Below are 16,844 nucleotides of genomic sequence, written 5' to 3' on the forward strand. Positions count from 1 at the left end.
GGTGGCCGTCGTCAAGCCGAAGCGGCGGGGGCCTGCGGGGTCCTGCGAGATCCTAGGAGACCGTCGCGGACTCGATGCGGACTTCCTCGGCCGGCTTACCGTCGAGCTGGCCGCCCTCGATGCCCTTCTCCGAGATGCCCTTGACCACGTCGAGGCCCTCGGGGGTCATGGCGCCCAGAACCGAGTAAGACGGCTGGAGCTGACCGTCGGCGTAGTTGAGGAAGAACTGCGAACCGTTGGTGTCCGGGCCGGAGTTGGCCATCGCGATGGAGCCCTCCGGGTAGATGACGCCGTCGGACGCGGCGCCGGCCTCGTCGACCGGGTACTCGTCGGCGAAGGTGAAGCCCGGGCCGCCGGCGCCGGAGCCCGACGGGTCGCCGCACTGCAGGACGTTGAGTCCGCCGGAGGTCATGCGGTGGCAGACCGTGTCGTCGTAGTAGCCCTCCTTGGCCAGGTGCTCGATGGCGTTGACGGCGCAGGGGGACAGGGAACGGTCGAGCTGCATGGGAATGTCGCCGTGATTCGTCTTCAGCGTCACGGTGACGGTGCCGGTGGCGGGAACGTCATCGGTCTTCGGCGTGGAGACCTCCTTCGCCGCCTCGCCGCCCCCGGCCGGGTACTCGCAGGTGACGGTGTCGGGCAGCGCCTCGGCGCGGGCCATCGCCAACGGCTCCAGCTCCGGGGTCGACGTCTCCGTCTCTTCGGCCGTGACGTCGGTATCGTCGCCGTCCATCGTCGTGAGGAACCAAATGCCGCCGACCAGGACGAGCAGGATGGCCAGGGTGGCGACCACGACGCCCAGCGGCTTGGCCTTCTCCGCGCGGTCGCGGCGGCCGAGCTCTCGCTCGAGGTGCTTCATCGCCTCGCGGCGTCGTTGTTCATTGCCCTGCACGGTTACCTCTTTCGATCGTGGACGGGTCTGGCGTGGCATCCCGCATATCCGGCGCGACGTCCAGCACAACATTATGCCCTGCGGCGGATTCGCGGCGTCGGAGCCGGGGCGGCGATTCGGGGGCGGGGCGTGGAACGGGAGTGGTACGGACGTGGAACGGGCGCGGCGATGAAGCCGCGTCCGGGCAAAGTAGTATGTTCGACGAAACACCCCGCGACTCCGCGCGACACCGTGCGACACCGTGCGCGGTCGGCGCATGCCCCGCCGCCGATTCCCCTCAGATTGGAGCCCCATGGAGATCATCGGTTTCCCCTCCGGACCGCTCGAGACCAACTGCTACGTCGCCACCGGCCACTCGATGGACGGCGACGCCGCCGACGGCCCGACCCCCGTGGTCATCATCGACCCGGGCATGGACGCACTGGGTCGGCTGAAGAAGGAGTGCGAGGAGCGCAACCTCAAGCCGGAGGCGGTGCTGCTGACCCACGGCCACATCGACCACACCCGCGATGTCGGCGACGTGGCCCGAGAGTGGGGGATCCCGGTGTACATCAACCGGCACGACCGCTTCATGCTGGACAACCCGCTCATCGGCGCGGGCCTGAGCCTGGGCAAGATGTTCAACGTCGCCGAGATGGTCCCGCCGACCGACATCCACGACCTCGACGACGGCGACGAGGTCAAGTTCGCCGGCCTGGCCTTCGAGGTCATCCACGCCCCCGGCCACTCGCCGGGATGCGTCATGCTGCGCGCCTTCGACGGCGGCGACGAGATCGTGTTCTCCGGCGACGTGCTGTTCGCCGGGTCGATCGGCCGCACGGACCTGCCGGGCGCCGACCCGCAGGACATGATGGATTCCCTGAAGAACCGCGTCCTGCCGCTCGACGACCACCTGACCATCCTGCCGGGCCACGGACCGACGTCGACGATCGGCCAGGAGAAGGCCCACAATCCGTTCCTCGCGCAGGTGAAGTAAGGTTGCCCGGGTGACCGAGCAGCAGAAGAAGACCAAGTTCCGTCCCTTCACCGCGCCGAAGGGCGTGCCGGACTACGTTCCGCCGCAGTCCCGTGCGTTCGAGGCCGTGCGGGGATACCTTCAGCACCGTGCCCGCCTGGCCGGGTACGAGCACATCGAGCTGCCCGTCTTCGAGGACACCGGCCTGTTCGCCCGCGGCGTGGGCGAGTCCACCGACGTGGTGTCGAAGGAGATGTACACCTTCGCCGACCGCGGCGAGCGTTCGGTGACCCTGCGCCCGGAGGGCACCGCCGGCGTCATGCGCGCCGTCATCGAACACAACCTGGATCGCGGCCAGCTTCCGGTGAAGCTGTCGTACGCCGGGCCGTTCTTCCGCTACGAGCGCCCCCAGGCCGGCCGTTACCGTCAGCTGCAGCAGGTCGGCGTCGAGGCCATCGGCGTCGACGATCCGGCCCTGGACGCCGAGGTCGTGGCGCTGGCCGACGCTTCCTTCCGGGGCATTGGCCTGACCGGCCACCGTCTTGAGCTGACCTCGCTGGGCGATTCGTCCTGCCGCCCGGAGTACCGCCGCAAGCTCCAGGACTTCCTGTTCGGCCTGCCGCTGGACGAGGAGACCCGTCGCCGCGCCGAGATCAACCCGCTGCGCGTGCTGGACGACAAGCGCCCGGAGGTCAAGGAGATGACCGCCGACGCGCCGCTGATGCTCGACCACCTGTCGGCGGAGTGCCGCACCCACTTCGAGACGGTCACCGGCCTGCTCGACGACATGGGCGTCGAGTACGTGATCAACCCGCGCATGGTCCGCGGCCTGGACTACTACACCAAGACCTGCTTCGAGTTCGTCCACGATGGCCTCGGCGCACAGTCGGGCATCGGCGGCGGCGGCCGCTACGACGGCTTGATGGCCCAGCTCGGAGGCCAGGAGCTGTCCGGCATCGGTTTCGGCCTCGGCGTCGACCGCGCGTTGCTGGCCCTGGAGACCGAGGGCAAGATCTTCGGCGACGAACGCCGCGTCGACGTCTACGGCGTGCCCCTCGGCGAGGAGGCGTCTCGTGCGATGGCGGTGCTCGTCGGCAAGCTTCGTGCCGCGGAGATCAGCGCCGACATGTCCTACGGCGGCCGCGGTTTGAAGGGTGCGATGAAGGGCGCCGACCGGGCCGGCGCGCGTTTCGCCCTGGTGCTCGGCGAGTCCGAGCTCGCGGCGGGCGAAGTCCAGCTCAAGGACTTGTCCGCGCACGAACAGCATGCGGTTGCGCTTGACGACGTCGTCGCCCAGCTGCAGGCGCGCCTGAATCAGTAGGAACGCGGGCCAAGCCGCGCGCTCACCTTCGCGCTCACCGGTCTAGTCGGTGTGCCGCAGTTCCATCGCCGAGGCGACGGCAATTGCCGCGCACACCGGCGCCCAGAGCCGTTCCTTCGGGGACGGCGAGGCAAGGTTCGGGATCACGGCGACGCCCATGATGCCGGCGATGGCGCCGAGCAAGGCCCGCGGCGCCGCTCCCTTTCCGACGACTCCGGCTGCGGTGAGATAGACGGGCGCGGCGACGGCGCTGGTCGCCCGCAACCGGTCCGGAAGCGTGCCGCGATGGGCGCCGCCGTACGAGGCTTCGCCCCACGGAATGCCCGCCGCGAGGCCCGTCTGGAACAAGCCGAGGGCGGCCAGACCGGAAGCGGCGATGATTCGGGGGATCGGGACCGGCATCTGATCAGCACTCCGTCCTGTTCACGGGCATCTGCAGTGCCACGGCGAGGCCGCCCGTGGACGTCTCCTTGTACTTGGTCATCATATCACGGCCGGTGGCCGCCATCGTCTCCACCACTTCATCGAGGGTGACGGCATGGTCGCCGTCGCCCAGCCTGGCCAACCTCGCGGCGTTGATCGCCTGCACGGCCGCCACGGCGTTGCGCTCGATGCAGGGAATCTGGACGAGACCGCCCACGGGATCGCACGTCAGGCCCAGGTTGTGTTCGAGGGCGATCTCCGCGGCGTTTTCCACCTGGCGGGGATCGCCGCCCAAAACCTCGCACAATCCGGCGGCGGCCATCGCGGCCGCCGAGCCGACTTCGCCCTGGCACCCGACTTCGGCGCCGGAGATCGACGCGTTCTCCTTCACCACGATCCCGATCGCGCCGGCCGCGAGGAGGAAGCGGTGAGCCGCCTGGGGAGTGAACCCGGTGACGTACTCGTGCGCGTAGCGCATGACCGCCGGCACGATGCCCGCGGCACCATTCGTCGGGGCGGTCACGACGCGCCCGCCGGCGGCGTTCTCCTCGTTGACCGCAACCGCCCACAGGTTCACCCATTCCATGGCGGCCAGCGGATCCGGCTTTTCATCGGACCGCGGGCCCATGAGCTGCCGGTGCAGTTCGGGAGCCCGTCGCCGCACGCCGAGTCCGCCAGGAAGGATGCCGCCATTGGCGTCCTGGACGTCGACGCCGGCGCCCGCGTCGATGCACGAGCGCATGGTCGACCACACCGCGTCCAAGTGCTTTTCGACGATTTCGTAGTCGCCGTGAAGCGCGGCTTCATTGGCGGCCATGACGTCCGAGACATCGAGGCCCCCGCGTTCGCAGTGTTCGAGCAGCTCGTCGCCCGTGGTGAAGGGGTGGGGGATCGTTCCGCTCCGCCCGGTCGTCGACGCGCCCGCGCCCAACCCGGCCGGGCCATTGCCGCGGGCCGCGATTTCCTCGCCGGACAAGACGAAACCGCCGCCCACCGAGAACCATTCTTGGGTGAACTCCTCATCGCCGCGGCGGGCGGTGAAGACCATGCCGTTGGGGTGGCCCTCGATTTCCTCCGCGTCGAATGTCACCCGGTAGGAAAAGTGTCGGCCACCGTCCGCCGTCTTCTCGACCGTGCCTTCCTCCGGCACCCTCGCACCGGGCGGGGGTTCCGCGTCCGGCGGGATCGTCTCCGGGTCGTGTCCGGCCAGTCCCAGCAGCACGGCGCGATCCGTGCCGTGGCCCCTGCCCGTCGCGGCGAGCGATCCGCGCAACTCGACGTCGACGGTGAACCGCGGGGATCCGGTGGTGAAGGTGGGCGCCGGGCCGTCGTCACGCGAACCGGCCGGGGAGTCATGCGGCTCGCCGAGGAATGCCGGCGGCAGCCCGGAGATGAACTTCGACGCCGCCCGCATCGGGCCTACGGTGTGCGACGACGATGGCCCGATGCCGATGCTGAATAGGTCCACGACGCTGATGGTCATGTGGCCCACACTACAAATGAAGCGTTTCCGGGATGTTCCGCCGGCGTGACGGCACCGGTGCCGATCGACGATGACGCGGGTCAGTACCCGTCGGGATCGATTTTCTTCATCGACATCATCTTCTCGTAGGCGCCCGGACGCGTCATCAGCTCGTCCATCGTGTCGGGCACGACCTGCCAGGACAGGCCGTAGCGGTCCTTGCACCAGCCGCACTGCTCGGCGGCGGGATCCGACGACAGCGCGTCCCACACGCGGTCGAGCTGCTCGCCGGGCCGGCACTCGACGAGGAGCGAGATCCCCTCGTTAAATGCGGTGTCCTGCGGGACCGCGGAGTCCATCGCCGCAAACCACTCTCCGGCCAGACGGAAGTCGGTGAACATGACGGCGCCGTGGTCGTACTCGACGAGGGCGCCCCGGGCGGTGTCCTCCGCGCCCGCGTCCGACAAGACGCCGACCCAGAAGTCGGTCGCCTCACGCGCCTTGTCCTGGTTCTCGCCGCCGAACATGAACGACGGCGCGAGGAACGGCCGCGGCTCGCCCTCCGGATCGGTCAGCATCAGCTGCCAGGTCACGCCGTAGCGGTCGCGAATCCACGCGTAGCGGGGGCTGTGCGGATACTCGCCGAGCTCCATCATCGACTCGCCGCCGTCGATCAACGCGTCGTGGACCTCGTCCAGGTACTCCCGGGCCAGGTCCGTTCGCTTGGCGACGTCGTCTCCGTCATCGCCGAACGCCGCCGGGTCGAAGTTGAGCAGGAAGCTGATCGAATGATTCGGCCGCCTCGAGGGCCGTGCCGTCGCACCAGATGTTGGGGATGATCCGCATGCCCCGAGGGTAGAGGAGCATGCGGATCACGGGGGCGCGTCAGCCGGCCGGACGGACGGGCCTCAGCCCAAGTGGCCCTTGAGCAGGTCGCCGAAGGAGGGGCCGGACGGCGCCTTGATGCCCGAGCCCGAGCGGCGGGTGGCACCGGTGGCCAGACCGCCGACGCCCTGCGCCAGGACCAGATCGGCGAGCTCGCCGGCCGCGCGGGACACGCGCGAGGTCAGGGGAGCGGTGCCCTGATCGTCCCCGTCCTTGCCGTTGCCGCCACCGGTGAACGTCGCCGCCCCGAAGTCGTCCGTCGCCGCGAAGACGCCGGTCGGCGCGACCATGGCCCCCATGTAGGAAAACAGCGGACGCATGGCGTGGTCGACTGCCAGCGAATGTCGGGCGGTGCCGGCGGTCGCGCCGAGGACGGTGGGCACCGACCGCAGTGCGTCGTCGTCAAGCGAATCGATGAACATCTTGAACAGGCCCGAGTACGAGGCCTTGAACACCGGCGACACCGCGATCACGGCATCGGCTGCGGCGACCGTGCGGCGCGCCTCGTCCAGGGACTTGGACGACAGGCCGCCGACCGTGAATGCGTCGGCGAGATCGCGGGCGAGATCCCGGACCTCGATGACAGTCACGTCCGCCGGATTCACATGTCCTCGACGCGGCCCGGCTGCACCTTGTGGTGCGGGTGCTCGCGGTCGAGCTTGAGGGTGGCGTGGGTCGGCGGGTCCGAGGGCACGTGCTCGGGGCGGCGGGCCTCCATGCGACGGCGCAACTCCGGAACGACCTGCGTGCCCAGGATCTCGATCTGCTTCAGGACCACCTCCAGCGGCAGGCCGGCATGGTCGATGAGGAACAGCTGACGCTGATAGTCGCCCACCCAATCCGCGAACTCCATGGTGCGCTCGATGACCTGCTCGACGGTACCGACCGTCAGCGGCGTCATCTCCGTGAACTCCTCCAACGACGGCCCGTGGCCGTAGACCGGGGCGTCGTCGAAGTAGGGGCGGAAGAACTTCTTCGCCGCTTCTTCCGTGTCGCCGATGAAGACCTGCCCGCCCAGGCCGACGATGGCCTGATCCGCCCGGCCGTGGCCGTACTTTTCGTAGCGGCGGCGGTAGATGTCGACCATCTTCGCCGTGTGCTCCCTGTTCCAGAAGATGTTGTTGTGGAAGAAGCCGTCGCCGTAGAACGCCGCCTGCTCCGCGATCTGCACCGACCGGATGGACCCGTGCCACACGAATGGCGGCGTGTCGTCCAGCGGCCACGGCGTGGAGACGTAGCCCTGCAGCGGAGTGCGGAACTCGCCCGACCAGTTGACCGGACGTTCGCGCCACAGGCGGCGCAGCAGGTGGTAGTTCTCCACCGCCAGCGGGATGCCCTGCCGAATGTCCTTGCCGAACCACGGGTAGACCGGCGCGGTGTTGCCGCGGCCCATCATCAGGTCGACGCGGCCGCCGGAGAGATGCTGCAGGAAGGCGTAGTCCTCGCCGATCTTGACCGGGTCGTTGGTGGTGATCAGCGTCGTGGCCGTCGACAGCAGCAGCTTTTCGGTCTTCGCCGCGATGTAGCCGAGGTGCGTCGTCGGGGAGGAGGGCACGAACGGCGGATTATGGTGCTCTCCGGTCGCGAACACGTCGAGCCCGACTTCCTCCGCCTTCAGCGCGATCCGCGTCATCGCGTTGATGCGCTCATGCTCGGTGGGGGTCGTGCCGTCGGTCGGGTCGGTGGTGACGTCGCCGATGGTGAAGATGCCAAACTGCATCGCGTGCTCCTGTGGTCCGATTTTGTGCGGGGTGGGTGTGCGGGTGGGGGAGGAAGAAGGGGGCGGGTGCCGTCGGACGACCCTTCGGCGTCATCGCCCCGAAGTGCAGCCGGCTTCGAGCGTCGTCGACTCCGGGATGCTCTCGCTCTTCTCGCACCATCCTCGGTATATGACACGTCAACAATAGGTCGAAATGGTGTCGCCTGCAAGGGGTTTGAAAATACTGACCCCTTCGGGTCGCACGCGTGTGCGATTGAGGGTAATGTTGGAGGTGACGGCGGGGGAAGTTGGTTGCCGTCACCTCCCGCAATGTGGGGAATTGGGGGAGTTCGTCGACAAGCCCATTGGTTCACGTATGCGATTGCGGTGCTGATTCGCGTCGGCGCCTACGCCGATCAGCACACCCTGACACGTAAACCGCGATATGCCCACGACGATCTGGAACATGACATGGCGGACACCGCGCACACCGACCCGGCCCACCACGACGACGAGCATCGACCCGGCGACCAGCAGCACGCCAAACAAGAGGACGGCAAACAGCAGGACGGCACGCATCATGGCGACAAACATGACGAAGACGCGCCGTTCGAGTTTCCCGAGCTCCGCTACGCCCACGAGAACGCCGACGATCCGTTGTGCGCCGCCGGCCTCGACCGCAACGCACGTGATCTGATCATCGCCGCGGCCGCCTGCCCCGAGTCGTTGGCTGACGTCGAGCACCACCTGGCCACCCTCCATCCGCGATTGGGCGTCACCCGAACCGAGGGTTTCGCCTACTGCGACCTCGGCATCGCCCTGGAACGGCTCCCGCGGCTGGCGGAGTTGCTCGAGGAAAGGCCGTTTTTGCCGATGTCGCACATGAAGGCCATCGCCACGGCCGTGTATTGCCTCTCCGACGAGCATCTCGACGCGTTTTGCGACCGCCTACTGCGGTATCTCGCGCCGAAGCGGCCCAACCAGGCGTTGGTGGGCTGGCGCTCGCTGTCGAAACAGTTGTGCCACATCGTCGAGGTGCTCGAACCCGCTGTCCGGCCACCCGACCCGCCGGATGACTCCAAGCCTCCGGACCCGGCGGAGGACCCGGCGTTCAGCGTCGACGAGCGGTCGCCCACCCACACCAGTTTCAAGGTCACGTTGCGTGCCGACGAAGGCCGGGAAGTCCTCGACAGCCTCGACGCCGTCGCCCGGGCGCACCGATGTTCGCGCACCGACGCGCTGCTGCACCTGATCCGGTCGAAAACCCGGGTCGACGTGGTGTTCAACGTCTTCCGTGCGTTCGACGGCGATCGGGCATGGATGTCCGGCGTCGGGTGGCTGTCGGCGGTCGCCACCGAAGAATGGACGAAGCGGGCGACCCACCTGCGCCTGTCGTCCAACGGCTCGACCGACGGGTACGCGCCCACCGACGCCATGGACGCGTTCATCGAAGGCAGGGACGGCATCTGCCGGTTCCCGGGGTGCAGTTGCCCCGCGCACAAGGCCGACGACGACCACGTCATGCCCTACGACGCGGAGGATCCTGCGTCGGGAGGGCCGACGAACACCGCCAACCTGCACAAGCTTTGCCGACGCCACCACAACCTGAAGACCGCGAAACTGTGGGACGTCGACGCCCACCCGGACGGGACCGAGGTGTGGACCAGCCGCGACGGCAAGCACACGTTCACCACGATGCCGGAAGGACCGCTGGCCGGATTCGGCCGGCAGACCTTCGACGCCCGATTGACGCGCAAGACCGCCGTGCTGCGGGAATTCAACGAGCGCCGCATCGCTGCCGAAGAGGAGGCCCGACGGATCACCGAGGAAGCGTTGCGCGTGAGCGACGAGCGCCTGCGTGCCGACGAAGAGAAGTACCAGGAGCTCTACGGCCCCAACGCCACCCACCCCGACGCGCACCTGTCTCGCGAAGAAAAGCTGAGGAAGTACCCCGACGTCCCGCCCTTCGGATTTCTGGGATGATTCGGTTCGCTGGGATGATTCGGTTCGCGGGGGGTGAAGGGCAGAGGGGGTGAAGGGCAGAGGGCGATGGGGTGAAAATGGAGTCGTGGGGGGGGCCGGGGTGATCGATCTGCCGGCCAACACGACTCGGATAATGCGTCCCGCCTAATACGACCCGATCTGCACTTCGGCCCACAGGATCGGCAGGTCGGCGCCGCCCACGACGCGCAACGGCTTCTGGTCGGGTTTGCCGTGCTCGGTGATGATGAGCGCACGCGGAACGAGGCCGTCGTCGCCGGGGATGGTCAATGCGGTCACCGCGTCCTGGACGGTGGAGTTGCGGGGCATGAAGTACGGCATGTCCCGCGAACCGGCCCAACCGAGGACGTCGGCGACGGTCTTGGCCTCCAGTCGGCCGTCGTCGCCGTAATCGTGGGCGACCCAGATGGCGATGGCATCCGTCGTCAGCAACGACGTGCACGTGCCGCGGTCGACGCCGCCGTCGTACACGGGAAACTGCGAGTACGTCGACTCGGCCAAAACCTCGAACACCTTCTCCACCGAGTCCTCCGGCGTGACTGTCACGGGCCGGCGCTGGGGCAACACGTCGAGAACCAGCGGGGGATCGATGAGGTTGCGCGCCAGACGTTCCGCATCCGCCACCGTCTCCGGCAGCGGATCCGCGATGGGGCGGCCATCCCGGTACTCGCCGTGGCTGATCGCGTTGCGAAGGTCGGAAAAAGCCATGAGGGCGGAACGCTGTGCGTCGGAAAGCCGATGCTTCCGGTGGCTGAGGTTGACCATCCACTTGAACCCGTCCGACGGCTTTGCCCGCAGATCACGGCGCAGATGAGCCTCGATGTCGTTGAACGCGGCGAGAAACGCCGTGGCATTGCCACCCGGAGATGCATCGGTCATGGCGCCCAGGCTACCGACGCTCAGGTGGGGCGGGCATGGGACTCAGGCGGGAGGGCATGAACCTACGCTGACCTACGCTGGTGGGCATGAACGCGAATGAACCGGATCGGAACCGACGCGGCGGGGCGGAGCAGCCTCGGTCGCTCAATCGAACGTCGCGGTTGATCGCGCACGTCATGGACGACCTGTTCACGATCCCCGGAACCAATCGCCGCGTGGGGCTGGATCCGCTCGTGGGACTCGTCCCGGGGCTTGGCGACGCCGCCGGAGCCGTCGCGGCCACGGGGCTGGTCATCGACGGCATCCGCTATCGGGTGCCGTTCGTCGTCCTGCTGCGAATGGCGTTGAACCTGCTGCTCGACATGGTCATCGGTGCCATTCCCGTTGCAGGCGACGCGTTCGATTTCTTTTTCCGGGCCAACATCCGCAACGAGCGGCTGATGCTCAAAGCAATCGACGACCCCGCCGGGACGGCGAAGTCGTCGAAACGCTATCTGATCGGCGCGGCGATCCTGCTGGTCGTGCTCGTGGTGCTCATCGTCGCGCTCGCGATCGGCGCGGTCTGGGGCCTCATCGCGCTCATACAGGCGGGGTACTGATCCGGACTCGCAGCGCCATATGGCCGGCGACTACCTGTACACGCCCCGCTCGAGGGTGTCGCAGCGGGCCATCTTGCCGGTCTGGTAGCCGGTCATGAAAGCGTCGGCGCGCTGCTCGGAGGAACCGTGGGTCCACAAGTCGGGGCGGATCTCGCCGCCCTGGTGGCCCTGGATGGTGTCGTCGCCGATGGCGCGGGCGGTCTTCAGGGCGTCGGCGACCTGCTGCTCGGTGAGCGGCTCGAGGATCGCGTCGGGGCCCTTGTCGGCGTAGTGCGCCCAGATGCCGGCGTAGCAGTCGGCCTGCAGCTCGATCTTCACGGCGTCGGAATCCGGGCCGGGCTCGTTGTAGTTGGAGCGGCCGAGGGTGCCCTCGAGCTTCTGGATGTGGTGGGCGAACTCGTGCGCCACGACGTACTGCTGGGCCAGCGGCCCACCGCCGCCGCCCATGCGTTCGAGCTGGTCGAAGAAGGAGACGTCGTAGTAGGAGTATTCGTCGGCGGGGCAGTAGAACGGGCCGGTCGACGCCGACGCGTAGCCGCAGCCGGACCGGGTGGAGCCGGAGAAGATCTCGATGCCGGGCGCCTGGTACTCGATGCCGGCCTGGGCGGGCAGCTGTTCGGCCCACACGCGGTCGACGGAGATGCCGGTGAACTCGATGCGGCAGTCCAGGTGTTCGTTGGCGTCCGCGCCGGTCTGGCAGTGCTCGAATCCGCCCTGCGCGTTCTGCGATTGGCCGCCGCTCGGCTGGGAGGGCTGCTGCAGCTGCGAGGGGTCGCCGCCGAGGAGGAGGAAAAGGCCGACGAGGAGCAGGCCGCCGAGGCCGCCGCCGATGGCGATGCCGCCGCGGCCGCCGCCACCGCCGCGGCGAGCTCGGTCGCCGCTCTTCTGGAAATCGGAACGGAACGTCATGAACCGAGTATGCCAGCCGCGACGCCGACGCGAGCGACGAAGGTGCGGCATCTGTTCGGGACTCTTCGGGGTTCTTCGGGCTTTACGACGGCCCGGCCCCCGGACTCATCCGGTGCGGCGGGTAGACTGCCATCGACGCGCGCCCGGACGGGCGCACGATCTCGGTTAACTCTTACAGGCAAAGCTTTGGAAGGACCCCAATAGTGCTGCGTACGCATCTCGCCGGCGAGCTCCGCGCCGACCAGGCCGGACAGACCGTCACCCTCACGGGTTGGGTGGCCCGCCGCCGCGACCACGGTGGCGTCATCTTCATCGACCTGCGCGACCGTTCGGGTCTGGCCCAGGTCGTTTTCCGCGAAAGCGAGGTCGCCGAACGCGCCCATCACCTGCGCAGCGAGTACTGCGTGCGGGTGACGGGCGTCGTCGAGAAGCGGCCGGAGGGGTCGGAGAACCCGAACCTGGCGTCGGGTGACGTCGAGCTCAACGTCACCGAGCTGGAGATCCTCAACGAGTCGGCGGCCCTGCCGTTCCAGCTCGACGACGCGTCGAGCGCCAACGAGGTCGGCGAGGAAACCCGACTGAAGTACCGCTACCTGGACCTGCGTCGCGAGGGCCCGGCGAAGATCATGCGCCTGCGTGCCGCGATGAACCGCGCGGCCCGCAAGGTGCTGGACTCGCACGACTTCACCGAGATCGAAACTCCGACGCTGACGCGCTCCACCCCGGAGGGCGCCCGCGACTTCCTGGTTCCGGCCCGTCTGAAGCCGGGTTCGTTCTACGCCCTGCCGCAGTCGCCCCAGCTGTTCAAGCAGCTGCTGATGGTCGGCGGCATGGAGCGCTACTACCAGATCGCCCGCTGCTACCGCGACGAGGACTTCCGCGCCGACCGTCAGCCGGAGTTCACCCAGCTCGACGTCGAGATGAGCTTCGTCGAGCAGGACGACGTCATCGCCCTGGCCGAGGAGATCCTCACCGCCGTGTGGCGCGAGGGCGGCTACGAGATCACCACCCCGATCCCGCGGATGACCTACCGCGAGGCGATGGAGAAGTACGGCTCCGACAAGCCGGACCTGCGCTTCGACATCCAGCTGACCGACTGCACCGAGTTCTTCAAGGACACGACCTTCCGCGTGTTCAAGAACGAGTACGTCGGTGCCGTCGTGATGGACGGCGGGGCCTCCCAGCCGCGTCGTCAGCTCGACGCGTGGCAGGAGTGGGCCAAGCAGCGCGGCGCCAAGGGCCTGGCGTACATCCTCGTCGGCGAGGACGGGGAGCTGGCCGGCCCGGTGGCCAAGAACATCACCGACGCCGAGCGCGAGGGCATCGCCGCCCACGTCGGCGCGAAGCCGGGCGACTGCATCTTCTTCGCCGCCGGCGACACCAAGTCGGCGCGTGCGCTGTTGGGCGCGGCCCGCGGCGCCATCGCCGAGAAGCTGGGCCTGATCAAGGAAGGCGACTGGGCCTTCACCTGGGTCGTCGACGCCCCGATGTTCGAGCCCGCCGCCGACGCCGCCGCCTCCGGTGACGTCGCCCTGGGCCACTCCGCCTGGACCGCCGTGCACCACGCGTTCACGTCGCCGAAGCCGGAGCACCTGGCCACCTTCGACAAGAAGCCGGGCGAGGCGCTGGCCTACGCGTACGACATCGTGTGCAACGGCAACGAGATCGGCGGCGGCTCCATCCGCATCCACCGCCAGGACGTGCAGAAGCGCGTGTTCGAGGTCATGGGCATCTCCGACGAGGAGGCCCACGAGAAGTTCGGCTTCCTGCTCGACGCCTTCGCCTTCGGCGCCCCGCCGCACGGCGGCATCGCGTTCGGATGGGACCGCATCGTCTCGCTGCTGGCGGGCGTGGAGTCGATCCGCGAGACCATCGCCTTCCCGAAGTCCGGCGGCGGCGTCGACCCGCTGACCGACGCCCCGGCGCCGGTGACCGCCCAGCAGCGCAAGGAGTCCGGCATCGACTTCAAGCCGAAGGCGGACAAGAAGCAGGAGCAGGGCCAGAACCAGCAGGGCAAGAAGCAGCCGCAGGACACCAAGCAGTAGGCCCTCGGCGGAACCCGGCCACACGCGGGCCGGGGAACGCCGGAGCACATACGACGACGGCGGGCGCGAGCCCGAGGAGATCATGGAAGCCCACGACAATCAGAGCAACGAGCACGACGTCGCGGACATCATCGCGACGGCCGGTGAGCTGCTGGCGTCCCGTTTCGGCGGACGGCCGGAGCTGACCGACCCGGAAGACCTCGGCGGTTCGAGCCGGGCGATGGTCGTGCGGCTCCGCGTGTCTCCGAACCCGTTCCTGCCGGTGCGGTCGCTCGTCGTCAAGCGCATGCCGGAATCCTCCGCCGCCGGCGCCGACCCGGCGCTGCTGCGGGAGATCGTGGCGTACCAGTTCGCCACGTCGCTGCCCGAGGACGTCCGCCCCGGCCCCGAGTTGCTGGCGCATGACGTGGCGGAGCGGATCATCGTGCTGTCCGACGCCGGTGACGCGCCGACGTTGGCCGAAGTCCTCGAAACCGGCGACGCCGACACGCGTCCGCGGGCGCTGCGGTCGTTGGGTGCCGCGCTGGGGCGGATGCACGCGGGCACGGCGGAGCGCGAGGACGGCTTCAACACCCTGATGTCGCGCATGTGGTCGCGGCACCGGGGCGACGAGGACGTGTCCGGCGAGCGCGACCGCGGTATCGTCCGGGCCATCGGGGTCGGCATGGAGCGCCTCGAAAACGCGGGTCTGCCCGTCACCGACGGGGTACGTCGCCTGGCCGGAGACGCCGCCCGTCGGATCTCCTCGGGCCACCACCGCGCGTTCACGCCGTTCGACCTGGCGCCCGACAACATCCTCATGGCCAGTCGCGTGTCCTTCCTCGACTACGAGTGGGCGGGCTTCCGCGACGCCACCTTCGACGTCGCCAGCGTCATCGCAGGCTTCCCGCTGCACGTGTTCACCGAACCGCCGACGCCGGAGGAAACCGACGTCTTCGTCCGCTCCTGGGTCGAAGAAGTCCGCCTGCCGTGGCCGGAGGTGGTCGGCGAACAGCACCTGCGCACGCGCCTGATGACGGCGCTGCTCGGCTGGACGCTCATCACCGTCACCATCCTCCACTTCGGTTCGCCGCAGGCGGCGCTGACCGCCGGTGCGGAAACTCCGGAGGGCGAACGCGACGAGCCGTTGGCGGGACGGGGCGAGGCGTTGGGCGGCGGAGCGTTGGAACGCCGTGATCTGCTGGCCACGGCCCGCGCCCTGGAATCGTTCTCCGCCGGCTGCGAAGACCCGCGGGCCGGCGAGGTCGGCGACTTCGCGCGCGCGATCATCGAGTTCGTCGCGGAGTAAACGGGAAGGGAGGCCGGCATGGCGGGCGAGCCGGGGCTTTTCGACGACCCGGGGGCAGGCGGTTCAGCCGGTGCAGCTGGTTCAGCCGATGGAGTCAATGCCGACGATTACTTCCATCCCGGGGCGCATGCGCCGCTGGCGGTGCGGATGCGGCCGCGCACCCTCGATGAGGTGGTGGGGCAGAAGCACCTGCTCGGCGACGGGGCGCCGCTGCGCCGACTGGTCGAGGGCGGGGGAGACACCTCGGTCATCCTCTTCGGGCCGCCCGGCACCGGCAAGACGACGCTGGCGAGCCTCATCTCCGCGTCGACGGGCCGACGTTTCGAGGCGCTGTCGGCGCTCAATGCCGGCGTGAAGGAAGTTCGCGCCGTCATCGAACGGGCCCGCAAGCACCTCGTCCGCGAGGGCGTGCAGACGGTGCTGTTCATCGATGAGGTGCACCGATTCTCCAAGACCCAACAAGACGCTCTGCTGGGGGCGGTGGAAAACCGCACGGTGCTCCTCGTCGCCGCGACGACCGAAAACCCGAGCTTCTCCGTCGTGTCGCCGCTGCTCAGCCGGTCGCTGCTGCTGCAGTTGGAGCCCCTGACCGACGACGACGTCGCCGAAGTCATCCGCCGCGCCGCCGTCGACGAACGGGGCCTGGGCGGGCGCATCACCATCACCGACGACGCCCTGCACCAGCTGGTGGCGCTCGCCGGCGGCGACGCCCGCCGCTCCCTGACCTACCTCGAGGCCGCCGCCGAGGCCGTGCCCGACGGCGGTGAACTCGACGAGGAAACCGTGCGGGCCTCCGTCAACCGGGCGGTGGTGCGCTACGACCGCGACGGCGACCAGCACTACGACGTCACCAGCGCCTTCATCAAGTCCGTCCGCGGCTCCGACGTCGACGCCGCGCTGCACTACCTGGCCCGCATGATCGAAGGCGGGGAAGACCCCCGGTTCATCGCCCGGCGCATCATCATCCTGGCCAGCGAAGACATCGGCATGGCCGACCCGTCCTCCCTCCAAGTCGCCGTCGCCGCCGCCGAGGCCGTCCAGCTCATCGGCCTGCCCGAAGGCCGCCTGCCGCTGGCCCAGGCCGTCATCCACCTGGCCACCGCACCGAAGTCGAACTCGGTCATCTCCGCCATCGACGCCGCCCTCAAGGACGTCCGCGCCGGAAAATACGGCGCCGTTCCCCCGCACCTGCGCGACGGCCACTACAGCGGCGCCCGGGCATTGGGCAACGCCGTGGACTACCAATACCCGCACGACGACCCGAAAGGCGTCGTCAAGCAGCAATACCCGCCGGACCCGCTCGTCGACGCCGAATACTACCGGCCCGGCACCCACGGCCGGGAACGTGCGATGGGTGACCACCTCGCCACGCTGCGCGGCATCGTGCGAGGCAACAACCGGGGCACGACCCGGGGGAAGACGGAGTAACTCCGGGCGAGGGGGTATGCTGGCACGGCTATCGCCGCCACCCGGCGGCACCCACCAT

General features: G+C 68.8%; 15 protein-coding genes. 7 read left to right on the top strand and 8 right to left on the bottom strand.

Annotated features, from left to right (window positions below; translation table 11 throughout):
• Positions 1-52 precede the first annotated feature (52 nt).
• Entirely contained in the window at positions 53-892 is an 840-nt protein-coding gene (locus CFREN_RS06600) for a peptidylprolyl isomerase (protein ID WP_209653011.1), read from the bottom strand.
• A gap of 292 nt (positions 893-1,184) precedes the next feature.
• Between CFREN_RS06600 and CFREN_RS06605 the strand changes: the two genes are divergently transcribed.
• Complete coding sequence (locus tag CFREN_RS06605) at positions 1,185-1,868, top strand: MBL fold metallo-hydrolase (RefSeq protein WP_209653009.1); 684 nt, start codon at positions 1,185-1,187, stop codon at positions 1,866-1,868.
• A 10-nt stretch (positions 1,869-1,878) separates the two neighbouring features.
• On the top strand, positions 1,879-3,168 hold the full coding sequence (hisS, locus tag CFREN_RS06610) for a histidine--tRNA ligase (protein WP_209653007.1): 1,290 nt from the start codon (positions 1,879-1,881) through the stop codon (positions 3,166-3,168).
• Positions 3,169-3,210: 42 nt separating this feature from the next.
• Here hisS and CFREN_RS06615 read toward each other — a convergent pair whose 3' ends face one another.
• From CFREN_RS06615 to CFREN_RS06635, 5 genes are all read right to left on the bottom strand, one after another.
• Positions 3,211-3,570 carry a hypothetical protein gene (locus CFREN_RS06615; protein WP_209653005.1) on the bottom strand — a complete coding sequence of 120 codons (360 nt, stop codon included), beginning with the start codon at positions 3,568-3,570 and terminating at the stop codon, positions 3,211-3,213.
• Positions 3,571-3,574: 4 nt separating this feature from the next.
• Positions 3,575-5,074: an L-serine ammonia-lyase gene (locus CFREN_RS06620; RefSeq protein WP_209653002.1), complete on the bottom strand. Its 1,500-nt coding sequence runs from the start codon at positions 5,072-5,074 to the stop codon at positions 3,575-3,577.
• A gap of 80 nt (positions 5,075-5,154) precedes the next feature.
• Positions 5,155-5,730 carry a VOC family protein gene (locus CFREN_RS06625; RefSeq protein WP_244979527.1) on the bottom strand — a complete coding sequence of 192 codons (576 nt, stop codon included), beginning with the start codon at positions 5,728-5,730 and terminating at the stop codon, positions 5,155-5,157.
• Between the two features lie 231 nt (positions 5,731-5,961).
• Positions 5,962-6,528, bottom strand: coding sequence for a CE1759 family FMN reductase (locus CFREN_RS06630; protein WP_246580194.1), 567 nt, complete (start codon positions 6,526-6,528; stop codon positions 5,962-5,964).
• Positions 6,529-6,539: 11 nt separating this feature from the next.
• The gene (locus CFREN_RS06635; protein ID WP_209652998.1) at positions 6,540-7,658 is read right to left on the bottom strand and encodes a CE1758 family FMN-dependent luciferase-like monooxygenase; all 1,119 of its coding nucleotides are present in this window, start codon (positions 7,656-7,658) and stop codon (positions 6,540-6,542) included.
• A gap of 450 nt (positions 7,659-8,108) precedes the next feature.
• Here CFREN_RS06635 and CFREN_RS06640 point away from each other — a divergent pair, with 450 nt between their 5' ends.
• Positions 8,109-9,620, top strand: coding sequence for an HNH endonuclease signature motif containing protein (locus tag CFREN_RS06640; RefSeq protein WP_209652996.1), 1,512 nt, complete (start codon positions 8,109-8,111; stop codon positions 9,618-9,620).
• Positions 9,621-9,764: 144 nt separating this feature from the next.
• On the opposite strand, the gene CFREN_RS06645 is transcribed toward CFREN_RS06640, so the two are convergent.
• Positions 9,765-10,517, bottom strand: coding sequence for a CBS domain-containing protein (locus CFREN_RS06645; protein ID WP_209652994.1), 753 nt, complete (start codon positions 10,515-10,517; stop codon positions 9,765-9,767).
• Positions 10,518-10,603: 86 nt separating this feature from the next.
• On the opposite strand from CFREN_RS06645, the gene CFREN_RS06650 reads away from it, so the two are divergent.
• Positions 10,604-11,116, top strand: a complete 513-nt coding sequence (locus CFREN_RS06650; RefSeq protein WP_209654663.1) for a DUF4112 domain-containing protein — start codon at positions 10,604-10,606, stop codon at positions 11,114-11,116.
• Positions 11,117-11,146: 30 nt separating this feature from the next.
• On the opposite strand, the gene ypfJ is transcribed toward CFREN_RS06650, so the two are convergent.
• The gene (gene ypfJ / locus CFREN_RS06655) at positions 11,147-12,025 is read right to left on the bottom strand and encodes a KPN_02809 family neutral zinc metallopeptidase (protein WP_209652992.1); all 879 of its coding nucleotides are present in this window, start codon (positions 12,023-12,025) and stop codon (positions 11,147-11,149) included.
• Between the two features lie 203 nt (positions 12,026-12,228).
• Between ypfJ and aspS the strand changes: the two genes are divergently transcribed.
• The 3 genes from aspS (at position 12,229) to CFREN_RS06670 (ending at position 16,786) form a co-directional block, all read left to right on the top strand.
• Entirely contained in the window at positions 12,229-14,070 is a 1,842-nt protein-coding gene (gene aspS / locus CFREN_RS06660; protein WP_209652990.1) for an aspartate--tRNA ligase, read from the top strand.
• 82 nt (positions 14,071-14,152) lie between these two features.
• Complete coding sequence (locus tag CFREN_RS06665) at positions 14,153-15,358, top strand: phosphotransferase family protein (protein WP_209652988.1); 1,206 nt, start codon at positions 14,153-14,155, stop codon at positions 15,356-15,358.
• Positions 15,359-15,376: 18 nt separating this feature from the next.
• Positions 15,377-16,786 carry a replication-associated recombination protein A gene (locus CFREN_RS06670; RefSeq protein WP_209652986.1) on the top strand — a complete coding sequence of 470 codons (1,410 nt, stop codon included), beginning with the start codon at positions 15,377-15,379 and terminating at the stop codon, positions 16,784-16,786.
• Positions 16,787-16,844: the final 58 nt, after the last annotated feature.

The sequence above is a fragment of the Corynebacterium freneyi genome, assembly GCF_030408835.1.
Classification (GTDB): Bacteria; Actinomycetota; Actinomycetes; order Mycobacteriales; family Mycobacteriaceae; genus Corynebacterium; species Corynebacterium freneyi.

Excerpts from the sequence above, each read along its gene's own strand:
- CFREN_RS06635 (WP_209652998.1), bottom strand. The coding sequence starts at position 7,658 with ATGCAGTTTGGCATCTTCACCATCGGCGACGTCACCACCGACCCGACC.
- CFREN_RS06615 (WP_209653005.1), bottom strand. The coding sequence starts at position 3,570 with ATGCCGGTCCCGATCCCCCGAATCATCGCCGCTTCCGGTCTGGCCGCC.
- CFREN_RS06605 (WP_209653009.1), top strand. The coding sequence starts at position 1,185 with ATGGAGATCATCGGTTTCCCCTCCGGACCGCTCGAGACCAACTGCTAC.
- CFREN_RS06670 (WP_209652986.1), top strand. The coding sequence starts at position 15,377 with ATGGCGGGCGAGCCGGGGCTTTTCGACGACCCGGGGGCAGGCGGTTCA.
- CFREN_RS06650 (WP_209654663.1), top strand. The coding sequence starts at position 10,604 with ATGAACGCGAATGAACCGGATCGGAACCGACGCGGCGGGGCGGAGCAG.
- CFREN_RS06640 (WP_209652996.1), top strand. The coding sequence starts at position 8,109 with ATGGCGGACACCGCGCACACCGACCCGGCCCACCACGACGACGAGCAT.
- CFREN_RS06665 (WP_209652988.1), top strand. The coding sequence starts at position 14,153 with ATGGAAGCCCACGACAATCAGAGCAACGAGCACGACGTCGCGGACATC.
- CFREN_RS06645 (WP_209652994.1), bottom strand. The coding sequence starts at position 10,517 with ATGACCGATGCATCTCCGGGTGGCAATGCCACGGCGTTTCTCGCCGCG.
- ypfJ (WP_209652992.1), bottom strand. The coding sequence starts at position 12,025 with ATGACGTTCCGTTCCGATTTCCAGAAGAGCGGCGACCGAGCTCGCCGC.
- CFREN_RS06620 (WP_209653002.1), bottom strand. The coding sequence starts at position 5,074 with ATGACCATCAGCGTCGTGGACCTATTCAGCATCGGCATCGGGCCATCG.